This is a genomic window from Achromobacter sp. (assembly GCF_032113835.1).
Classification (GTDB): domain Bacteria; phylum Pseudomonadota; class Gammaproteobacteria; order Burkholderiales; family Burkholderiaceae_B; genus Achromobacter.
Genome location: NZ_DAMCTG010000108.1, coordinates 1 through 16,470, shown reverse-complemented (window position 1 = coordinate 16,470; position 16,470 = coordinate 1). Strand labels below are relative to the sequence as shown.

The window sequence follows — 16,470 nt, the reverse complement described above, 5'->3', positions numbered from 1 at the left end:
CCATGATCTTTAGTCCTCATGATATGCCTCGCCCACAAAATCACGGATAGGCCCCCTTAAGAACTCAATCACCGTGCCGGACGCCCCTGCACCGGACGCTTCAAGAACTCAATCACCGGGCCAGACGCCACCGTGCCGGACGCTTAAGAACTCAAACACAGGGCCGGACGCCACTGCACCGTAAGTCTTAAGAACTCAACCCCGGCCACCCAAACCCCTCAAACCAACACACACTCCGAAGCCTCAGGCCCACTCAACCGCACCCGAAACTCCCTCAACTCATCCCGCCGAAACACATGCACATTCACCCGATCCCCAGCCCGGTACTGCGCCAGCAACAACTCCAACCCCGCCGGCGCATCCACCCTCAATCCATCGATCGCCACCAACACATCCCCGGCAGACAAGCCACCCTTATGCCCAGCCCCGCCTTCAAGAACAGTCGCCAGCGTCAGAGACTCCCCTTGCTTGCGCGTCCGCACGTCCAGTGACGGAATATTGGCCGACGCCTTCCATTGCAGCTTCACACCCTGCGATTCAAGCAACGCAGCCAACGGCACATCCGCCGTCCCATACGCATGTCGAGCGATGAACCGGCGCGTATCGACGCCCGTCGCTTCCTCGATCAGCGCGGGCAACCCATCTTCCGGCAACCCCTGCGGCTTGCCTCGATAAAAGTCTCGCCCATAGCGATCCCATAGCAACCGCATCACATCATCCAGCGAACGCGCACCGGAAGATTCCTCGCGGATCAGCAGATCCAACCCCAACGCCACCAACGCGCCCTTCGTGTAATAGCTCACCAGCGCGTTCGGCGAATTTTCATCCTGCTTGTAGTACCGCGTCCAAGCGTCGAAAGAGCTCTCCGCCACCGACTGCTTATGCCGCCCCGGCGTGCGAGCAACGCTCGTGATCGTCTTGCCCAGCAGACGCAGATAATCCGCACGCGTGATCGCGCCAGAGCGCAGCAGCAGCAGATCGTCGTAATAGGACGTGAAGCCCTCAAACACCCACAACAGCCGCGTCAGATCCGGCTGCGAAAGATCGTAAGGGGCGAACACATCCGGCTTGATGCGCTTCACGTTCCACGTATGGAAATACTCGTGGCTCACCAGCCCCAGGAATCCCCGGTAGCCGTCGCCCTGGCCTTGCTGGCCCAGCACCGGCAGGTCCTTGCGCGCCGTCATCAGCGCCGTGCTCGCGCGATGCTCAAGTCCGCCGTAGCCGTCGCCCGTCACCATCGTCATGAACACATAGCGGTCCGCGCTGTCCAGGAACGGCGCCCGCTTCGTGCGCGGTTCGAAAAACGCAATCTGCGTTTCGCAGATCTTCTTCACGTCTTCCGTGATCCGCGCAAGATCCAGATTCGGCGCCACGCCCGTGAACACCAGCTCGTGCTCCGCCCCGTGCGCCACAAACCGCGACACCTGCGGCGTGCCCATCTCCACGGGGTGATCGATCAGCGCGTCGTAGTCCGGCGCCAGATACAGGCCAAAGCCGTGACGACGCGCCGCGCCCTTGTGGCCTGCAGCTTCCGGCAGGCTCGTGTACACCTGCCAGCCGTCGATGCCGCGCGGCGGCGTCAGGTCCACCAGGCAGGGCTCATGATCCTGGCCCTGCACGCGCAGAAACACGCTAGTGCCATTGAAGAACCCGTGTGTCTCGTCCAGATGCGCGCCGCGCACCGACAGATCCCACGCATACACCGTGTACTCGATGCGCAGCGGCCCCTCGCAAGGTGCAACCTGCCATGTGTGGTTGTCTGTTTTGTCGACATTCACCCGCCGCGTTCCCGAATACGCAGCCAGCGACTCGATCTGACGCGAGAAATCGCGGATCAGGTAGCTGCCCGGAATCCACGCAGGCAGCGACAGGCGCTGGCCTGCGGGCGAGGGCGATGCGATCGTAAGGGTTATCCGGTAGCGGTGGCCGGCGGGATCGTGCGGCGCAAGGCGGTAAAGTATGGGCGGTACGTCATCAATTTTTTTCATGGCTCATATCTTATTACCGGAGACATTCATGAGCGAGTCGTTTGTACTGGTCGAAACCCGGGGCCGAGTCGGCCTGCTGACGCTGAATCGTCCCAAGGCGCTCAACGCGCTGAACGATCAGCTCATGGACGAACTCGGCGCCGCGCTGCTCGCGTTCGAGGCCGATCCCGAAATCGGCTGCGTCGTCATCACCGGCAGCGAAAAGGCCTTTGCCGCCGGCGCTGACATCGGCGCCATGAAAGACTGGTCCTACATGGACGTGTACGGAAGCGAATACATCACCCGCAACTGGGAAACGCTCAAGCGCATCCGCAAGCCCGTCATCGCCGCGGTCGGCGGTTACGCGCTCGGCGGCGGCTGCGAGCTCGCCATGATGTGCGACATCATCATCGCTGCTGACACCGCCAAGTTCGGCCAGCCTGAAATCAAGCTCGGCGTCATCCCCGGCGCCGGCGGCACGCAGCGCCTGCCGCGCGCCGTCGGCAAGGCCAAGGCCATGGACCTCGCGCTGACAGCCCGCATGATGGGCGCCGACGAAGCCGAGCGCGCCGGCCTCGTCTCGCGCGTCGTTGCCGCTGACAAGCTGCTCGAAGAAGCCATCGACGCCGCCACCGTCATCGCCTCCATGTCGCTGCCGTCCGTCATGATGGCCAAGGAATGCGTCAACCGCGCGTTCGAGGGCTCGCTTAACGAAGGCCTGCTGTTCGAACGCCGCGTCTTCCACTCGCTCTTCGCTACCGAAGATCAGAAGGAAGGCATGGCCGCGTTCACCGAAAAGCGCAAACCCGACTTCAAACACCGTTAATCCTTGTTACGCCCGGGCCTGCATCCACGGCAGGCCCTTGATTGCCCCGTGCGCCCTATGACGGCGCGCTATTTCATGGCCATCTACGGGCAATCCCCAGGTTTCGCCTTGAAACTTCTGGCTAGCACCTTGTTGCAGACTTCGGCCCTATCCTGATTGAGCGTCATCCCGAGGTGCCGCGCCAGAGCGGCTTGCCCCACACTGGCAAGTCCCGCGCGGCGGCTCGATTGCAAACAAAATCAAGAAGGAGCCTTGCATGCGTATACCTACCGCTACCCGCCGGCTGTCCACGGCTGCGCTCGCCGGCGCGCTCAGCGTCTGCTTTCTCAACGTCGCCCAGGCTCAAGCGCCGCAGTCCACGCTGCGGCTGGTCTCCGAGACGCCTTATCCGGCCGGCCAGGCCGCCGCGCCGCAGATGAGCGAGGCCGAGTTGCGCGACACCGCCATCGACGCTTACGTCTATGCGTATCCCATGGTGCTGATGGAACTGGCCCGCCGCCAGGCCACCGCCGTGCAGAGCCCGCTGGACGGCAAGGCGCCGATGAACCAGTTCGGCCACAAGGCCGCCTTCCCCGACCCGCGCGCGACCGATGCCCCGTGGCCCAGCGCCGACGCGCTGTATTCCAGCCTGTGGTTCGACGTCTCGCGCTCCCCGCTCATCATCAGCCTGCCCGACACCGGCGGCCGCTACACCGTGCTGTCCGCGCTGGACATGTGGAGCGACGTCTTCGCCTCGCGCGGCACGCGCACAAACGGCCATGGCGCCCAATCCTTCGCCATCGTCGGACCGCACTGGAACGGCACCGTGCCCGCAGGCGTCGACGTGATCCGCAGCCCGACCTCGACCGGCTGGCTCATCGGCTGGACGCAGGCTGGCGGTCCGCAGGACTATGCCGCGGTCAACCAGATCCAGTCCGGCATGACGGCGCGCCCGCTGCTGGTGCCCGTGACCCCGGCCACCACGCCGCGCGGCCGCAGCGCCGGCAACGCCTTCCCGCAAACCGGCGCGGGCGTCGGCACGGCGCCCATCGGCAGCACGCTGCCCATGCCGGCCCCGGCGACCACGGTGCCCGACGGCACGCCCGCCGAGCAGGTTGCGGGCATGGACGCCGCCTCGTTCTTTGCCGTGTTCTTCGATGCGCTGCGCAACAACCCGCCGCACGCCAACGACACGCCCATGCTTGATCGCATGCGCCGCATCGGCCTGGATGACCGTCAGCCGTTCTCGTATGGCCGCCTGAGTCCGGCCGTGCAGCAGGCCCTGACGGATGCGCAACCGCTGGCGGGCCGCCGCATTGCCGACAACGTCACGCGCCTGGCCACGCCGATCAACGGCTGGAACACGGTGCTGACCGGCATCGGCACCTACGGCACCGACTACACGCGCCGCGCCGCCATCGCCTACGCCGGCCTGGGCGCCCCGACGCCTGAAGACGTGCTGTATCCGGTCACCGTGTCCGATTCGAAGGGCCGTCCGCTCGACTCGAACGAAGACTACGTGCTGCACTTCGACAAGGGCCAGTTGCCCCCGGCACAGCTCTGGTCGCTGCACGTCTACAACAGCAAGTACGGCTTTGCCGAAAACCCGGCCAACCGCTACGTGATCCGCAGCACCGACGGCCTGAAGTACAACGCCGACGGCTCGCTCGATATCTACGTCCAGCGCCGTGATCCGGGCGAGTCCAAGCGCGCCAACTGGGTCAGCACGCCGGCCGCCGATGGTCCGTTCGTGCTCAGCATGCGCCTCTACGCGCCGCAGAACTCCGCCCTGGACGGGCAGTGGGCCCCGCCGCCGGTCAAGGAAGACTGAGGTCCGGCAGGCAAATAAGACGCACATGAGGCGCAAATAAGGAAGCGCGCGGTCTCCATCTAGGGGCCGCGCGCTTTTTTCATGGCAGGTGCAAGCCGGTAGGGGCGCAACGGCGATCCCTCGCTCGTCCCCAATTTTGCCTTCCAAGCGGGCGTTGTTGCCGCCTTACAAACGGCCGAAAGTTCATTTGCTAGGGTGCAAAAAACCAAGCTATACTCTGCGGGTTTGACGCTTGCGGGATAAGAAACATGCGCCTAAAAAAGCGCGTCGATTCCCTCAGGGCCAAGTTAAGCGGGGATGTTTGATGCAGCAGAACGCCATGCAGCAAGAGCAGGGGCAACGAGGGCAGGGGAAGCAACCCGGTCTGAGGCCCGATCTGGATCAGGATTCGATCGATCCGGACGTGGTGGAAGTTCTGGTACTCAGTGACGCGGATCGCGCGGCGCTGAATGCACAAGCGAGCCGCGGGCTCTTGTTGGCATTGGCGGCGCAAGGCGCCATGGGGCTCGCAGCAGCAGTAATAGCGGGGGTTGTCGGAGGGGCGGCGGCAGGTTGGTCGGCGCTGGCGGGGGCAGGAGCGTATTTCATACCCAATGCGTTGTTCGCATTGCGCTTGGCTGTCAGCGTTCGGGCCGGTAAGGCCAGTCCCTTTACCTTTCTCTCTGGTGAGTTGATCAAATTGTTCGCAACGGCGTTGCTGTTGTGGCTGATTTCGCGTGTGACGCAGGACTGGCTTGTGTGGCCTGCCGCGTTGCTCGGTCTGATACTCACATTGAAAGGCTATCTCCTGCTTCTGATGTTCCGCAGGCTGTCTTAGCGCCGAGTAAGTTGCGGCAAACGAAATCGTGGAATCGTCCGGTTCGCAAGGACCGGGCATACAGCAAATAGGATAGGTTCAAATGGCTGCTGCCAGCGACGTGTCGCCTCAATCCGCGTATATTCAGCATCACTTGGTGCATCTGAACAATACGGGTGAGAAACAGAGCGCTATTGCTCAGTTCGACATCATCAATTACGACTCGTTGTTCTGGTCCGGCCTGATGGGCCTGATCGTCATTTTCTTCCTGTGGCGCGCCGCGCGCCGCGCCACCAGCGGCGTTCCTTCCCGCTTCCAGGCCTTCGTGGAAATGATCGTCGACATGGTCGACGACCAGGCCAAGGGCATCGTCCACAACGCCAAGAGCCGTCTTTTCATTGCCCCGCTGGCCCTGACCGTGTTCCTCTGGATCATCCTGATGAACGCGCTGGACCTGCTGCCCGTCGACCTGCTGCCCTCCATCTGGCGTCTGACCGGCCTGGGCGCTGAGCACGGCGATCCTCTCTATTACCACCGCATTCTGCCGACCGCCGACCTGAACGTGCCGATGGGCATGTCGCTGGGCGTGCTGCTCCTGATGTTCTACTACGGCATCAAGATCAAGCAGCCGGGCGGCTTCGTCAAAGAACTGTTCACCGCGCCGTTCCATGCGCATGGCCTGGGCGCCATCGTGCTGGCTCCGTTCAACCTGCTGCTGAACCTGATCGAATACGCCGCCAAGTCCGTGTCGCTGGGCATGCGGTTGTTCGGCAACATGTTCGCCGGCGAACTGATCTTCATGCTGATCGCCCTCCTGGGCGGCGCCTGGACCGGCTTCAACGGCGCCAGCATCGGCTTGGGCATTGGCCACATCCTGGCCGGCTCGATCTGGGCAATCTTCCACATCCTGATCGTTTTGCTCCAGGCCTTCATCTTCATGATGCTGACGCTGGTGTACCTCGGCCAGGCTCACGAAGGCCACTGATCCCCCGAATTTCCGGTGTCGGCCACCCGGCCGGCATCGGATAGCAAGATTATCTTGCATTGAGCTGTACCTCTTATTTTTCAATTTTTGACTTCAGATTTCTAACCAAGGAGTTGTCATGACCAACGTCGCTTTCGTTGCCCTCGCTTGCGGTCTTATCATCGGTCTGGGCGCTATCGGCGCTTGCATCGGCATCGCACTGATGGGCGGCAAGTATCTGGAAGCTTCGGCTCGTCAGCCTGAACTGATGAACGCTCTGCAAACGAAGATGTTCCTGCTGGCTGGCCTGATCGACGCGGCATTCCTGATCGGTGTGGGTATCGCCATGCTGTTCGCCTTCGCCAACCCGTTCGTCGGCTAAGGCACCGCCCGCCGGCAAATAGGTGGGTCATGACGCTGTCGGCGATGAGAGCAACGGCTCCATCGCCGATCAGCAAAGTATCGAGTGCTCCGCGACGCCCCTTTCCGGGTGCGGTCGGAGCCGCAAGGTGTTAAAGGAACGACCGTGAATCTGAACGCGACGATCATTTTCCAGATGCTCGTGTTCTTCGTTCTGGGCTGGTTCACGATGAAATTCGTGTGGCCTCCCCTGACGAAGGCGATGGACGAGCGCCGCCAAAAAATCGCCGACGGCCTGGCCGCCGCCGAGAAGGGCAAAGCCGACTTGGCTCAAGCCCAGGCGCGCGTCAGTCTGATCGAGGCTTCTGCCAAGTCCGAAAACCACGCACGCATCATCGAGGCCGAGAAGCAAGCCGCCTCTCTGATCGAGCAGGCCCGCCGCGAAGCGGAAGCCGAACGTGCCCGCATCGTGGCGCAGGCTGCCCAGGATGCCGCGCAGGAAGTCCAGCGCGCCCGTGAAGCGTTGCGCGACGACGTCGCCGCGCTGGCCGTCAAGGGTGCTGAACAGATCCTCAAGCGCGAGGTTGACGCCCGCGCACACGCCGAGCTGCTGAACCAGCTCCGCGCGCAGCTCTAATCCGGGACCGTCATGGCTGAACTTTCCACTGTTGCCCGGCCCTACGCTGAAGCGCTCTTCAGCGCAGCGCGCGACGACAAGGCCGGTTTGCCGGCGTGGGCCGACCTGGTCAGCGTAATGGCTCAGGTCGCCTCCAACCCCGACGTGCGCGAGGCCATGGCCGACCCGCGTCTGGGCGACAAGCAGCGCGTCGAACTGTTTACCGGCCTGATCAAGGCCGATTTGCCGCAAGCCGCCCGTAATTTCATCGAGCTGCTGGTCGAAAACGACCGGTTGCTGCTGCTGCCCGAGATCGCCTCGCAATTCGTCGCGCTGCGGAATCGTCACGAAGGCACGGCGCAGGCGGAAATCACCAGCGCGTTCGAGCTCAGCGATGCCCAGGTCAAGGATCTGGTCGGCGCGCTCGAACAAAAATTCGGCCTCAAGCTCAAGCCCAGCGTTACCGTCGACCCGTCGTTGATCGGCGGCGTGCGCGTGGCCGTCGGCGACCAGGTGCTCGATACTTCCGTACAAGCCCAATTGGTCCGCATGCGCGATCAGCTCGCCGCTTAAGGCTACTAACAGGATTCCAGGAGTCAATATGCAACTCAATCCCTCCGAGATCAGCGAACTGCTCAAGAGCCGCATCGAGGGCCTGGGCGCTTCGGCTGATGTCCGTACTCAGGGCACCGTCGTGTCCGTGACCGACGGTATTACCCGCATCCACGGCTTGTCCGACGTGATGCAGGGCGAAATGCTCGAATTCCCCAACAACGTTTTCGGTCTGGCGCTCAACCTCGAGCGTGATTCCGTCGGCGCCGTTATTCTGGGCGACTACACCGGCGTTTCCGAAGGCGACCAGGTCAAGACGACCGGCCGCATTCTGGAAGTTCCGGTCGGTCCGGAACTGAAAGGCCGCGTGGTCAACACGCTGGGCGAGCCCATCGATGGCAAGGGTCCGGTCAACGCCAAGGAAACCGACATCATCGAAAAAGTGGCGCCTGGCGTTATCGCCCGCCGCTCGGTGTCGCAGCCGCTGCAAACCGGCGTCAAGGCTATCGACTCGATGGTTCCCATCGGCCGTGGCCAGCGCGAACTGATCATTGGCGACCGCCAGACCGGCAAGACCGCCGTGGCCGTCGACACGATCATCAGCCAGAAGGGCAAGGGCGTCACCTGCGTGTACGTCGCTATCGGCCAGAAGGCTTCGACGATCAACAACGTGGTTCGCAAGCTCGAAGAGCACGGCGCGATGGAATACACCATCGTCGTGGCCGCCTCGGCTTCCGACTCCGCCGCCATGCAGTACCTGGCCGCTTACGCCGGCTGCACGATGGGCGAATACTTCCGCGATCGTGGCGAAGACGCCCTGATCGTTTATGACGATCTGACCAAGCAAGCCTGGGCCTACCGCCAGGTCTCGCTGCTGCTGCGCCGTCCGCCGGGCCGCGAAGCCTACCCGGGCGACGTGTTCTACCTGCACTCGCGCCTGCTGGAGCGTGCTGCTCGCGTCAACGAAGAGTACGTCGAGAAGTTCACCGAAGGCGCCGTCAAGGGCAAGACCGGCTCGCTGACCGCGCTGCCGATCATCGAAACCCAGGCAGGCGACGTGTCGGCCTTTGTTCCGACCAACGTGATCTCGATCACCGACGGCCAGATCTTCCTGGAAACCGACCTGTTCAACGCCGGTGTCCGCCCCGCAATCAACGCCGGTATCTCGGTGTCGCGCGTCGGTGGCGCTGCCCAGACCAAGGTCGTCAAGAAGCTGTCCGGCGGTATCCGTACCGACTTGGCGCAGTACCGTGAACTGGCCGCCTTCGCGCAGTTCGCCTCCGACCTGGACGACGCCACCCGTCGCCAGCTCGAGCGCGGCAAGCGCGTCGTTGAACTGCTCAAGCAGCCGCAATACCAGCCGCTGCAAGTGTGGGAACTGGCCGTCACGCTGTACACGGTCAACAACGGCTACCTGGATGACGTGGACGTGGCCCAAGTGCTGTCGTTCGAGAAGTCGCTGAAGGATCAGCTCAAGAGCAAGCACGCTGCTCTGATCCAGCGCATCGAAGACACCAAGGAACTGTCCAAGGACGACGAGGCCGAACTGGCCGCCGCCGTTCAGGAATTCAAGAAGCACGGTGCTTTTTAAGAAAGTGATGGGTTAGGCGTCCCAGGCGCCTCACCCATCCTTCCCGGATGGTTGAGGCGCGAGCGGAACCCATCGGCCAGTCTTCACAGGAAAGCGCAATGCCCGGAATTAAGGAAATCCGAACCAAGATCAAGAGCGTGCAAAACACGCGCAAGATCACCAAGGCGATGGAAATGGTCGCCGCATCCAAGATGCGCAAGGCGCAGGAGCGGATGCGTGCAGGCCGTCCGTACGCCACCAAGGTGCGCGAGATTGCTGCGCACCTGATGCAGGCCAATCCCGAGTACAGCCACCCGTACCTGGTCGAACGCGAAATCAAGGCGGTCGGCGTGGTCATGGTGACGACCGACAAGGGTTTGTGCGGCGGCTTGAACACCAACATCACGCGTGTGACGTTGGGCAAGCTGAAAGAGTTCGAGAAAGCCGGCATCGCCGTGCAAGCGACCGCTTTCGGCAACAAGGGCGTGGGTGTGCTGACCCGTATCGGCGCCAAACTGGTTTCCCAGGAAGTGCAACTGGGCGACAAGCCGCAACTCGACCGCCTGCTGGGCGCGATCAAGGTGCAGCTGGACGCCTACCTGGAAGGCCGTATCGACGCGCTGTACGTGGCCTCGACCCGCTTCGTCAACACGATGAAGCAAGAGCCCCTGTTCTTGCGTCTGCTGCCCCTGGCCAGCGGTTTGGAAGATCCGTACCAGACGGGCGCCGATAGCCTGACCAAGACGTCAGAAGTGAAGTCGGACTACAGCTGGGATTACATCTACGAACCCGACGCCCGTAGCGTGATCGACGACCTGCTGCAGCGTTACGTTGAAGGCCTGCTGTACCAAGCCGTGGCCGAGAACATGGCTTCGGAGCAGTCGGCCCGGATGGTCGCCATGAAGGCGGCGTCGGACAACGCCAAGAAGGTCATCGGCGATCTGCAATTGGTCTACAACAAGACCCGTCAGGCCGCGATCACCAAAGAAATTTCGGAAATCGTAGGGGGCGCTGCCGCCGTGTAAGGCAGGCAGCATCCCGTCAAAAGCTATCAAGCAAGGAATCGACATGAGCAACGGAACCATCGTTCAGTGCATCGGCGCCGTGGTGGATATTCAGTTCCCCCGCGATCAAATGCCCAAGATCTATGAAGCGCTTACTCTGGCCGACGAGGGTTCCTCGTTCGCCGAAAAGGGTCTGACGCTGGAAGTGCAGCAACAGCTGGGCGACGGCGTGGTGCGTACCATTGCGCTGGGCTCCAGCGACGGCCTGCGCCGCGGCATGAAGGTCTCGGGCACGGGCGCCCCGATCTCGGTGCCCGTCGGCACCGGCACGCTGGGCCGCATCATGGACGTGCTGGGTCGTCCCATCGACGAAGCCGGCCCGATCCAGCACGAAGAAAAGCGTGGCATCCACCAGCCCGCTCCCCGTTTCGACGAACTGTCGCCTTCGGTGGAACTGCTGGAAACCGGCATCAAGGTTATTGACCTGGTGTGCCCGTTCGCCAAGGGCGGCAAGGTCGGCCTGTTCGGCGGCGCCGGCGTGGGCAAGACCGTGAACATGATGGAACTCATCAACAACATCGCCAAGCAGCACAGCGGTTTGTCGGTGTTTGCCGGCGTGGGTGAGCGTACCCGTGAAGGCAACGACTTCTACCACGAAATGGAAGAGTCGAACGTTCTGGACAAGGTCGCCATGGTGTTCGGTCAGATGAACGAACCCCCCGGCAACCGTCTGCGCGTGGCGCTGACCGGCCTGACGATGGCCGAGAAGTTCCGTGACGAAGGCCGCGACATCCTGTTCTTCGTGGACAACATCTACCGCTACACCCTGGCCGGTACCGAAGTGTCCGCACTGCTGGGCCGTATGCCGTCCGCCGTGGGTTATCAGCCCACGCTGGCCGAAGAAATGGGCAAGCTGCAAGAGCGCATCACGTCGACCAAGACCGGCTCGATCACCTCGATCCAGGCCGTGTACGTCCCTGCGGACGACTTGACCGACCCGTCGCCTGCCACGACCTTCCAGCATTTGGACTCGACCGTCGTGCTGTCGCGTGACATCGCCGCCCTGGGTATCTACCCGGCCGTCGATCCGCTCGATTCCTCCAGCCGTCAGCTCGACCCGCAAGTCGTCGGCGAAGAGCACTACTCGGTTGCCCGTGGCGTGCAGCAAACGCTGCAGCGCTACAAGGAACTGCGCGACATCATCGCGATTCTGGGCATGGACGAACTGTCGCCGGAAGACAAGCAGGCCGTGGCCCGCGCGCGTAAGATCCAGCGCTTCCTGTCGCAGCCGTTCCACGTCGCTGAAGTGTTCACCGGTTCGCCCGGCAAGTACGTTCCGCTGGCCGAAACCATCCGTGGTTTCAAGATGATCGTCAACGGCGAGTGCGACTCCCTGCCGGAACAGGCGTTCTACATGGTCGGTTCGATCGACGAGGCCTTCGAGAAGGCCAAGAAACTGCAATAAGGAACCGATATGGCTACCCTGCATGTGGATGTGGTCAGCGCAGAGGAAGCGATCTTCACCGGCGAGGCGAAGTTCGTGGTTCTGCCTGGCGAGTCGGGTGAACTGGGCATTCTGCCCGGCCACACCCCGCTGATCTCGCGCATACGCCCCGGAACGGTCAAGATCGTTCGTGCCGACCAAGGCGAGGAAAACATCTTCGTCGCCGGGGGTATCCTGGAAGTTCAGCCGGGCAGCGTGACGGTCCTGGCCGACACGGCTATCCGTGCCGCCGACCTCGACGAAGCCCGCGCCCTGGAAGCGCGCCAGAAGGCCGAACTGGCCCTGGCCAACGCCAAGGACAAGGCTGACATCGCTGTCGTCGAAGCCGAGCTCGCCATGTTGGCTGCGCAAGCCATCGCGGCGCGCAAGCTGCGCCAAGGCGGCCGCTCGCACTAAGCGGCAATGCGGTTTCCGGGCTTGTCCCGGACAAGAAAGAAGCGGCCTCCGGGCCGCTTTTTTCATTCCTGTTTGTTGCAGGGTGTCTGACACCTGAATGCGTCTGATATTTTCAAGCAAGGTGTCTGACATCCGTTGAGATGCTGAGGCAGTAAGCAAGGTGTCTGACACCCGTTGAGACGATTTCGCAAGCTGACGATCATCTCCTTGGGGTGTCAGACACCTTGCTTACTGAGACACTTTGCCAGCCCGCGCAACATACGCCGCCCCACAGCGCTTCGCCTTGTAGCGGCCTGCCGCAATGCGTTCACTACGAATAGTCGGCACGGGTCTGCAACAGTAGCCTTCAGTTTTTGCGATGCAAACGAGGAAGGCATGCGAGACGTGCTGGATTGCGGGGTGCTGCTGGCGCCCGGTCATGAATCGACGATGGGCGCCTGGATCGCCGGCCATCAGGCCAAGGTGACGCGTGTGCGGCTGCATCCAGTGTCCCTGGCTCCGTCTGCGCTTGCCGAGGCGCCTCCAGGCTCCCTGGCTCCGCCCGAGCTTGCCACGGCGCCGCCGGACACCCTGGCACAGCAGGCGCTGTCGCTGCGACGCTATGACGCTTGCATCCTGCCCGTGGCGCCATCCTCGCTCGCCTGGGCCCGCATGGCCTTGGAGCAGGCGCGCAGCGCGCTCACGACGCCCGTTCTGCTGCTCATCCACGACGTCAAGGCGCCCGCCATTCTGGATCTGCTCAGCCTGGGTGCGGCGGACTTCATCTCGCAGCCGGTGTGCGTCGAGAGTCTGCGGGTGCGGCTGGTTCGCCTGGCTCGCCGCGGCGCCGTGCGGCGCGCCGGCGTGGCGGGTAGCGTCCATGAGCATCCGGTCAACTATCTGGGCGAGCACGCAGTAGCGCAGGGCGACGAGCACGCGGCACATCCGCCCCACGCATCACGCGCGGGATCCGCGCGTCCCAAGGTGGCCGCCGACATCGTCGAGCACGCCTTGAGCAGTTTGAGGCACCAGTACCGGCGCGGCGTGCCAGAAACATTCCGGGCGGCAAAGGCGCAGGTGGTGAACGGCTTCGAGCGCGAGTACATCCGTCACGCGCTGTCGCGCCACGGCGGCAACGTGGCGCAGGCCGCGCGTGCATGCGCCAAGCACCGCCGCGCGTTCTGGGCGCTGATGCGCAAGCACGGCATCGAAGCCGCGCCATACCGCCAGGCGGCGCTGGCCGCGGCGCGGATGCACGACATGGGTTGACGCAAAAACAGCTGGAACCTCCGCGGCCGCCGCCCATTGCGCCCGCTCAACCCCGCCAATGTGGGCGCCGCCCGCCTTGTCAGCCAGGGGAAGTAAACTCACGGCTTCCGATCATCGAGGTTAGCCGTGTCTGCTCCCCGTTTGAAGAACGATGTGTTCTTGCGCGCTCTGATGCGCGAACCCGTGCCCTACACCCCCATCTGGCTGATGCGCCAGGCGGGTCGCTATCTGCCCGAGTACCGCGAGACGCGTGCGCGTGCAGGCTCGTTCATGGGACTGGCGCAGAATCCGGATTACGCCTCGGAAGTCACGCTGCAACCGCTGGAGCGCTACGACCTGGACGCGGCCATTCTGTTCTCGGACATCCTGACCGTGCCGCACGCGATGGGCCTCGGGCTGGACTTTGCCGAAGGCGAGGGCCCGCGCTTTGCGCATCCCATCCGCACCGAGGAAGACGTTGCGCGCCTTGCCGTGCCCGACATGGACAAGCTGCGGTACGTGTTCGACGCGGTCAGCACGATCCGGCGTGACCTTGACGGCAAGGTGCCGCTGATCGGCTTTGCCGGCAGCCCGTGGACCATCGCCTGTTACATGGTCGAAGGCAAGGGCAGCGACGACTACCGTCTCATCAAGACCCTGCTGTATTCGCGTCCCGATCTGCTGCACCGCATCCTCGAGATCAACGCCGAAGCCACGCTGCAATACCTGAACGGCCAGATCGCCGCCGGCGCGCAGGCCGTCATGCTGTTCGACAGCTGGGGCGGGGTGCTGGCCGACGGCCTGTTCCAGCAGTTCTCGCTGGCCTACACGAAGAAGGTCGTCGCCGGCCTGACCCGCGAACACGAAGGCCGGCGCGTGCCGGTCATCGTCTTCACCAAGGGTGGCGGCCAGTGGCTTGAAGATATCGCGTCCTGTGGCAGCGACGCGGTGGGCCTGGATTGGACCGTGGATCTGGCGGCGGCCCGGCGCCGCACCGGCGACTCGGTCGCGTTCCAGGGCAACCTGGATCCGATGGCGCTTTTTGGGGGGGGCAGCGCCATCCGCGCGGAAGCGCGCCGCGTGCTGGACGCGTTCGGTCCGGTGGGCAAGGGCGGCCATGTGTTCAATCTTGGACATGGCATTTCGCGCTTCACTCCGCCAGAAGCGGTAGCTGAATTGGTTGATGAAGTCCACCAGTACAGCCGCGCCTTCCACGCGTAAGTAAGTGAACGCTTCGGCCCCAAGGGCCGAAGCAGATGGTCCGCGCGGGCGACTTGTGCACATTAAATCCGGGGTCGGGGAAAACCCTCCCCAAGCTGGCTTACAATCTCGAAACCGGCTTCAAGTGCCTGTTTTATATCGGAAAATGTCGCTTATCAACAGGGATGCAATAGTTTGTGCATTCTTGCCATATTCCAATTTCTGATGTTGCTCTCGCCTTTTCCCCAAAGTTATCCACAGGCGCCGGTGGATCAATGGCGCCACGGCAAGCGAAAATCCTCAAACGCTGCCTTGCGCGGTCCTCATCCTTTCGGATAGTCCTAATTCATTAGATGCATGTCCCCAGACTCCATGCCTGACGCGCAAGCGAATCCCGACACCGAAGCGGTGTGCTGGGTGCGCGTGGCGCTGGACGTGCCCTTGCCCGGCCCGTTCGATTACCGCAGCGACGCGCCCATCCCGGCCGGCCTGCGGGTGATCGTTCCGTTCGGCCGGCGCAAGATGATCGGCGTGGTCGTCGACAACCCCGCCGAACCGTCTTTCGAACCCAAGCAGATCCGGCCGATCGAGGCGGTGTTGGACGATCTGCCGCCGTTTGACGAGGCGTGGTTGCGCATGGCGCGCTTTGCGGCGGACTACTATCAACGGCCGCTGGGCGAGGTGATGTTGCCCACGCTGCCGCCGCCGCTGCGCAAGCCCACGTCCTACCAGGGCAAACGGTCCGGGGAAGGGCCCGTGGCGCGTATGGATGCGCGCAAGCGCAAGACCGCGCGCGCGCCGGCCACGCCCGACCAGCCGCCGGCGCTGAACGACGCCCAGGAGGCGGCGGTGCAGGCCATCGCGGCGCTCGGCGGCTTCAAGCCGGTGCTGCTGCATGGCGTGACGGGCAGCGGCAAGACCGAGGTCTACGTGCGCGCCGCCGAAAAGGTCCTGGCGGCAGGGCGGCAGGTGCTGCTGCTGGTCCCGGAAATCAATCTGACGCCGCAACTCGAAGCCGCGCTGCGCGCGCGCCTGGAAGCGCTGGTCGGCCCCGAGGGGCTGGCGGTGATGCACAGCGGCCTGTCCGACGGCGAGCGGCTGCAGGCGTGGACCCGCGCCCAGCGCGGCCAGGCGCGCATGCTGCTGGGCACGCGCATGTCGATCTTCGCGCCGCTGACGGAACTGGGCCTGATCGTGGTCGACGAAGAGCACGATACCTCCTACAAGCAGCAGGACGGACTGCGCTATTCAGCGCGTGACCTGGCCGTGTGGCGCGCCCACGATCTGAACATTCCGGTCGTGCTGGGGTCCGCCACGCCATCGCTGGAAACCTGGCAGCACGCCGAGCGCGGCCGTTACCTGCGCCTGACCCTGCCGGGCCGTGCGCGGTCCAGCGAACTGCCCAAGATCCGCCTGGTGGATACGCGCCGCCTGCAGATGAAGCAAGGGCTGTCGCCGCAGCTGCTCGAGGCCATCGGGCAGCGGCTCGAGCGAAAGGAGCAGGTGCTGATTTTCCTGAACCGGCGCGGTTACTCGCCGGTGCTGCATTGCCAGTCCTGCGCGTGGGTCAGCAACTGCCCGCGCTGCACGGCCTTTACCGTGCTGCATCGCACGGACTTCCGCGGCCATCGCCTGCAGTGCCATCACTGCGGCTATCAGGCCCCCGTGCCGCGCG

The 16,470-nt window shown here is 63.6% G+C and carries 15 protein-coding genes; 14 read left to right on the top strand and 1 reads right to left on the bottom strand.

What is annotated here, in order from left to right:
- Window positions 1–218: 218 nt before the first annotated feature.
- On the bottom strand, window positions 219–1,991 hold the full coding sequence (locus tag RT697_RS24415) for a M61 family metallopeptidase (RefSeq protein ID WP_313702269.1): 1,773 nt from the start codon (window positions 1,989–1,991) through the stop codon (window positions 219–221).
- Window positions 1,992–2,019: 28 nt separating this feature from the next.
- Here RT697_RS24415 and RT697_RS24410 point away from each other — a divergent pair, with 28 nt between their 5' ends.
- The 14 genes from RT697_RS24410 to priA all read left to right on the top strand — a co-directional run.
- The gene (locus RT697_RS24410) at window positions 2,020–2,796 is read left to right on the top strand and encodes an enoyl-CoA hydratase (protein ID WP_313702268.1); all 777 of its coding nucleotides are present in this window, start codon (window positions 2,020–2,022) and stop codon (window positions 2,794–2,796) included.
- A gap of 256 nt (window positions 2,797–3,052) precedes the next feature.
- Complete coding sequence (locus tag RT697_RS24405) at window positions 3,053–4,606, top strand: DUF1254 domain-containing protein (protein ID WP_313702267.1); 1,554 nt, start codon at window positions 3,053–3,055, stop codon at window positions 4,604–4,606.
- Between the two features lie 403 nt (window positions 4,607–5,009).
- Window positions 5,010–5,423: an ATP synthase subunit I gene (locus RT697_RS24400; RefSeq protein ID WP_056566917.1), complete on the top strand. Its 414-nt coding sequence runs from the start codon at window positions 5,010–5,012 to the stop codon at window positions 5,421–5,423.
- Between the two features lie 82 nt (window positions 5,424–5,505).
- A complete protein-coding gene (gene atpB / locus RT697_RS24395; RefSeq protein ID WP_056564907.1) occupies window positions 5,506–6,387 on the top strand; it encodes a F0F1 ATP synthase subunit A in 882 nt (293 codons plus the stop codon).
- Between the two features lie 118 nt (window positions 6,388–6,505).
- Window positions 6,506–6,748 (top strand): F0F1 ATP synthase subunit C, encoded by a 243-nt coding sequence (gene atpE, locus RT697_RS24390; RefSeq protein WP_003815363.1) that lies wholly within the window; start codon window positions 6,506–6,508, stop codon window positions 6,746–6,748.
- 144 nt (window positions 6,749–6,892) lie between these two features.
- Complete coding sequence (locus RT697_RS24385; protein WP_008167494.1) at window positions 6,893–7,363, top strand: F0F1 ATP synthase subunit B; 471 nt, start codon at window positions 6,893–6,895, stop codon at window positions 7,361–7,363.
- Between the two features lie 12 nt (window positions 7,364–7,375).
- Complete coding sequence (locus RT697_RS24380; RefSeq protein ID WP_313702265.1) at window positions 7,376–7,915, top strand: F0F1 ATP synthase subunit delta; 540 nt, start codon at window positions 7,376–7,378, stop codon at window positions 7,913–7,915.
- A 28-nt stretch (window positions 7,916–7,943) separates the two neighbouring features.
- Complete coding sequence (atpA, locus tag RT697_RS24375) at window positions 7,944–9,485, top strand: F0F1 ATP synthase subunit alpha (protein ID WP_105237121.1); 1,542 nt, start codon at window positions 7,944–7,946, stop codon at window positions 9,483–9,485.
- Between the two features lie 98 nt (window positions 9,486–9,583).
- Window positions 9,584–10,489, top strand: a complete 906-nt coding sequence (gene atpG, locus RT697_RS24370; RefSeq protein WP_191576463.1) for a F0F1 ATP synthase subunit gamma — start codon at window positions 9,584–9,586, stop codon at window positions 10,487–10,489.
- Window positions 10,490–10,532: 43 nt separating this feature from the next.
- Window positions 10,533–11,933 carry a F0F1 ATP synthase subunit beta gene (gene atpD, locus RT697_RS24365; protein ID WP_313702264.1) on the top strand — a complete coding sequence of 467 codons (1,401 nt, stop codon included), beginning with the start codon at window positions 10,533–10,535 and terminating at the stop codon, window positions 11,931–11,933.
- A gap of 9 nt (window positions 11,934–11,942) precedes the next feature.
- Complete coding sequence (locus RT697_RS24360) at window positions 11,943–12,368, top strand: F0F1 ATP synthase subunit epsilon (protein WP_056327609.1); 426 nt, start codon at window positions 11,943–11,945, stop codon at window positions 12,366–12,368.
- A 375-nt stretch (window positions 12,369–12,743) separates the two neighbouring features.
- Window positions 12,744–13,616: a helix-turn-helix domain-containing protein gene (locus RT697_RS24355; protein WP_313702263.1), complete on the top strand. Its 873-nt coding sequence runs from the start codon at window positions 12,744–12,746 to the stop codon at window positions 13,614–13,616.
- A gap of 126 nt (window positions 13,617–13,742) precedes the next feature.
- On the top strand, window positions 13,743–14,816 hold the full coding sequence (hemE, locus tag RT697_RS24350) for a uroporphyrinogen decarboxylase (protein ID WP_313702262.1): 1,074 nt from the start codon (window positions 13,743–13,745) through the stop codon (window positions 14,814–14,816).
- A gap of 351 nt (window positions 14,817–15,167) precedes the next feature.
- Window positions 15,168–16,470, top strand: a 1,303-nt coding sequence (gene priA / locus RT697_RS24345; RefSeq protein ID WP_313702261.1) for a primosomal protein N', incomplete at its 3' end; no start/stop codon positions are given.

Excerpts from the sequence above, each read along its gene's own strand:
- RT697_RS24415 (WP_313702269.1), bottom strand. The coding sequence starts at position 1,991 with ATGAAAAAAATTGATGACGTACCGCCCATACTTTACCGCCTTGCGCCG.
- RT697_RS24410 (WP_313702268.1), top strand. The coding sequence starts at position 2,020 with ATGAGCGAGTCGTTTGTACTGGTCGAAACCCGGGGCCGAGTCGGCCTG.
- RT697_RS24405 (WP_313702267.1), top strand. The coding sequence starts at position 3,053 with ATGCGTATACCTACCGCTACCCGCCGGCTGTCCACGGCTGCGCTCGCC.
- atpB (WP_056564907.1), top strand. The coding sequence starts at position 5,506 with ATGGCTGCTGCCAGCGACGTGTCGCCTCAATCCGCGTATATTCAGCAT.
- atpE (WP_003815363.1), top strand. The coding sequence starts at position 6,506 with ATGACCAACGTCGCTTTCGTTGCCCTCGCTTGCGGTCTTATCATCGGT.
- RT697_RS24380 (WP_313702265.1), top strand. The coding sequence starts at position 7,376 with ATGGCTGAACTTTCCACTGTTGCCCGGCCCTACGCTGAAGCGCTCTTC.
- atpA (WP_105237121.1), top strand. The coding sequence starts at position 7,944 with ATGCAACTCAATCCCTCCGAGATCAGCGAACTGCTCAAGAGCCGCATC.
- atpG (WP_191576463.1), top strand. The coding sequence starts at position 9,584 with ATGCCCGGAATTAAGGAAATCCGAACCAAGATCAAGAGCGTGCAAAAC.
- atpD (WP_313702264.1), top strand. The coding sequence starts at position 10,533 with ATGAGCAACGGAACCATCGTTCAGTGCATCGGCGCCGTGGTGGATATT.
- RT697_RS24360 (WP_056327609.1), top strand. The coding sequence starts at position 11,943 with ATGGCTACCCTGCATGTGGATGTGGTCAGCGCAGAGGAAGCGATCTTC.
- RT697_RS24355 (WP_313702263.1), top strand. The coding sequence starts at position 12,744 with ATGCGAGACGTGCTGGATTGCGGGGTGCTGCTGGCGCCCGGTCATGAA.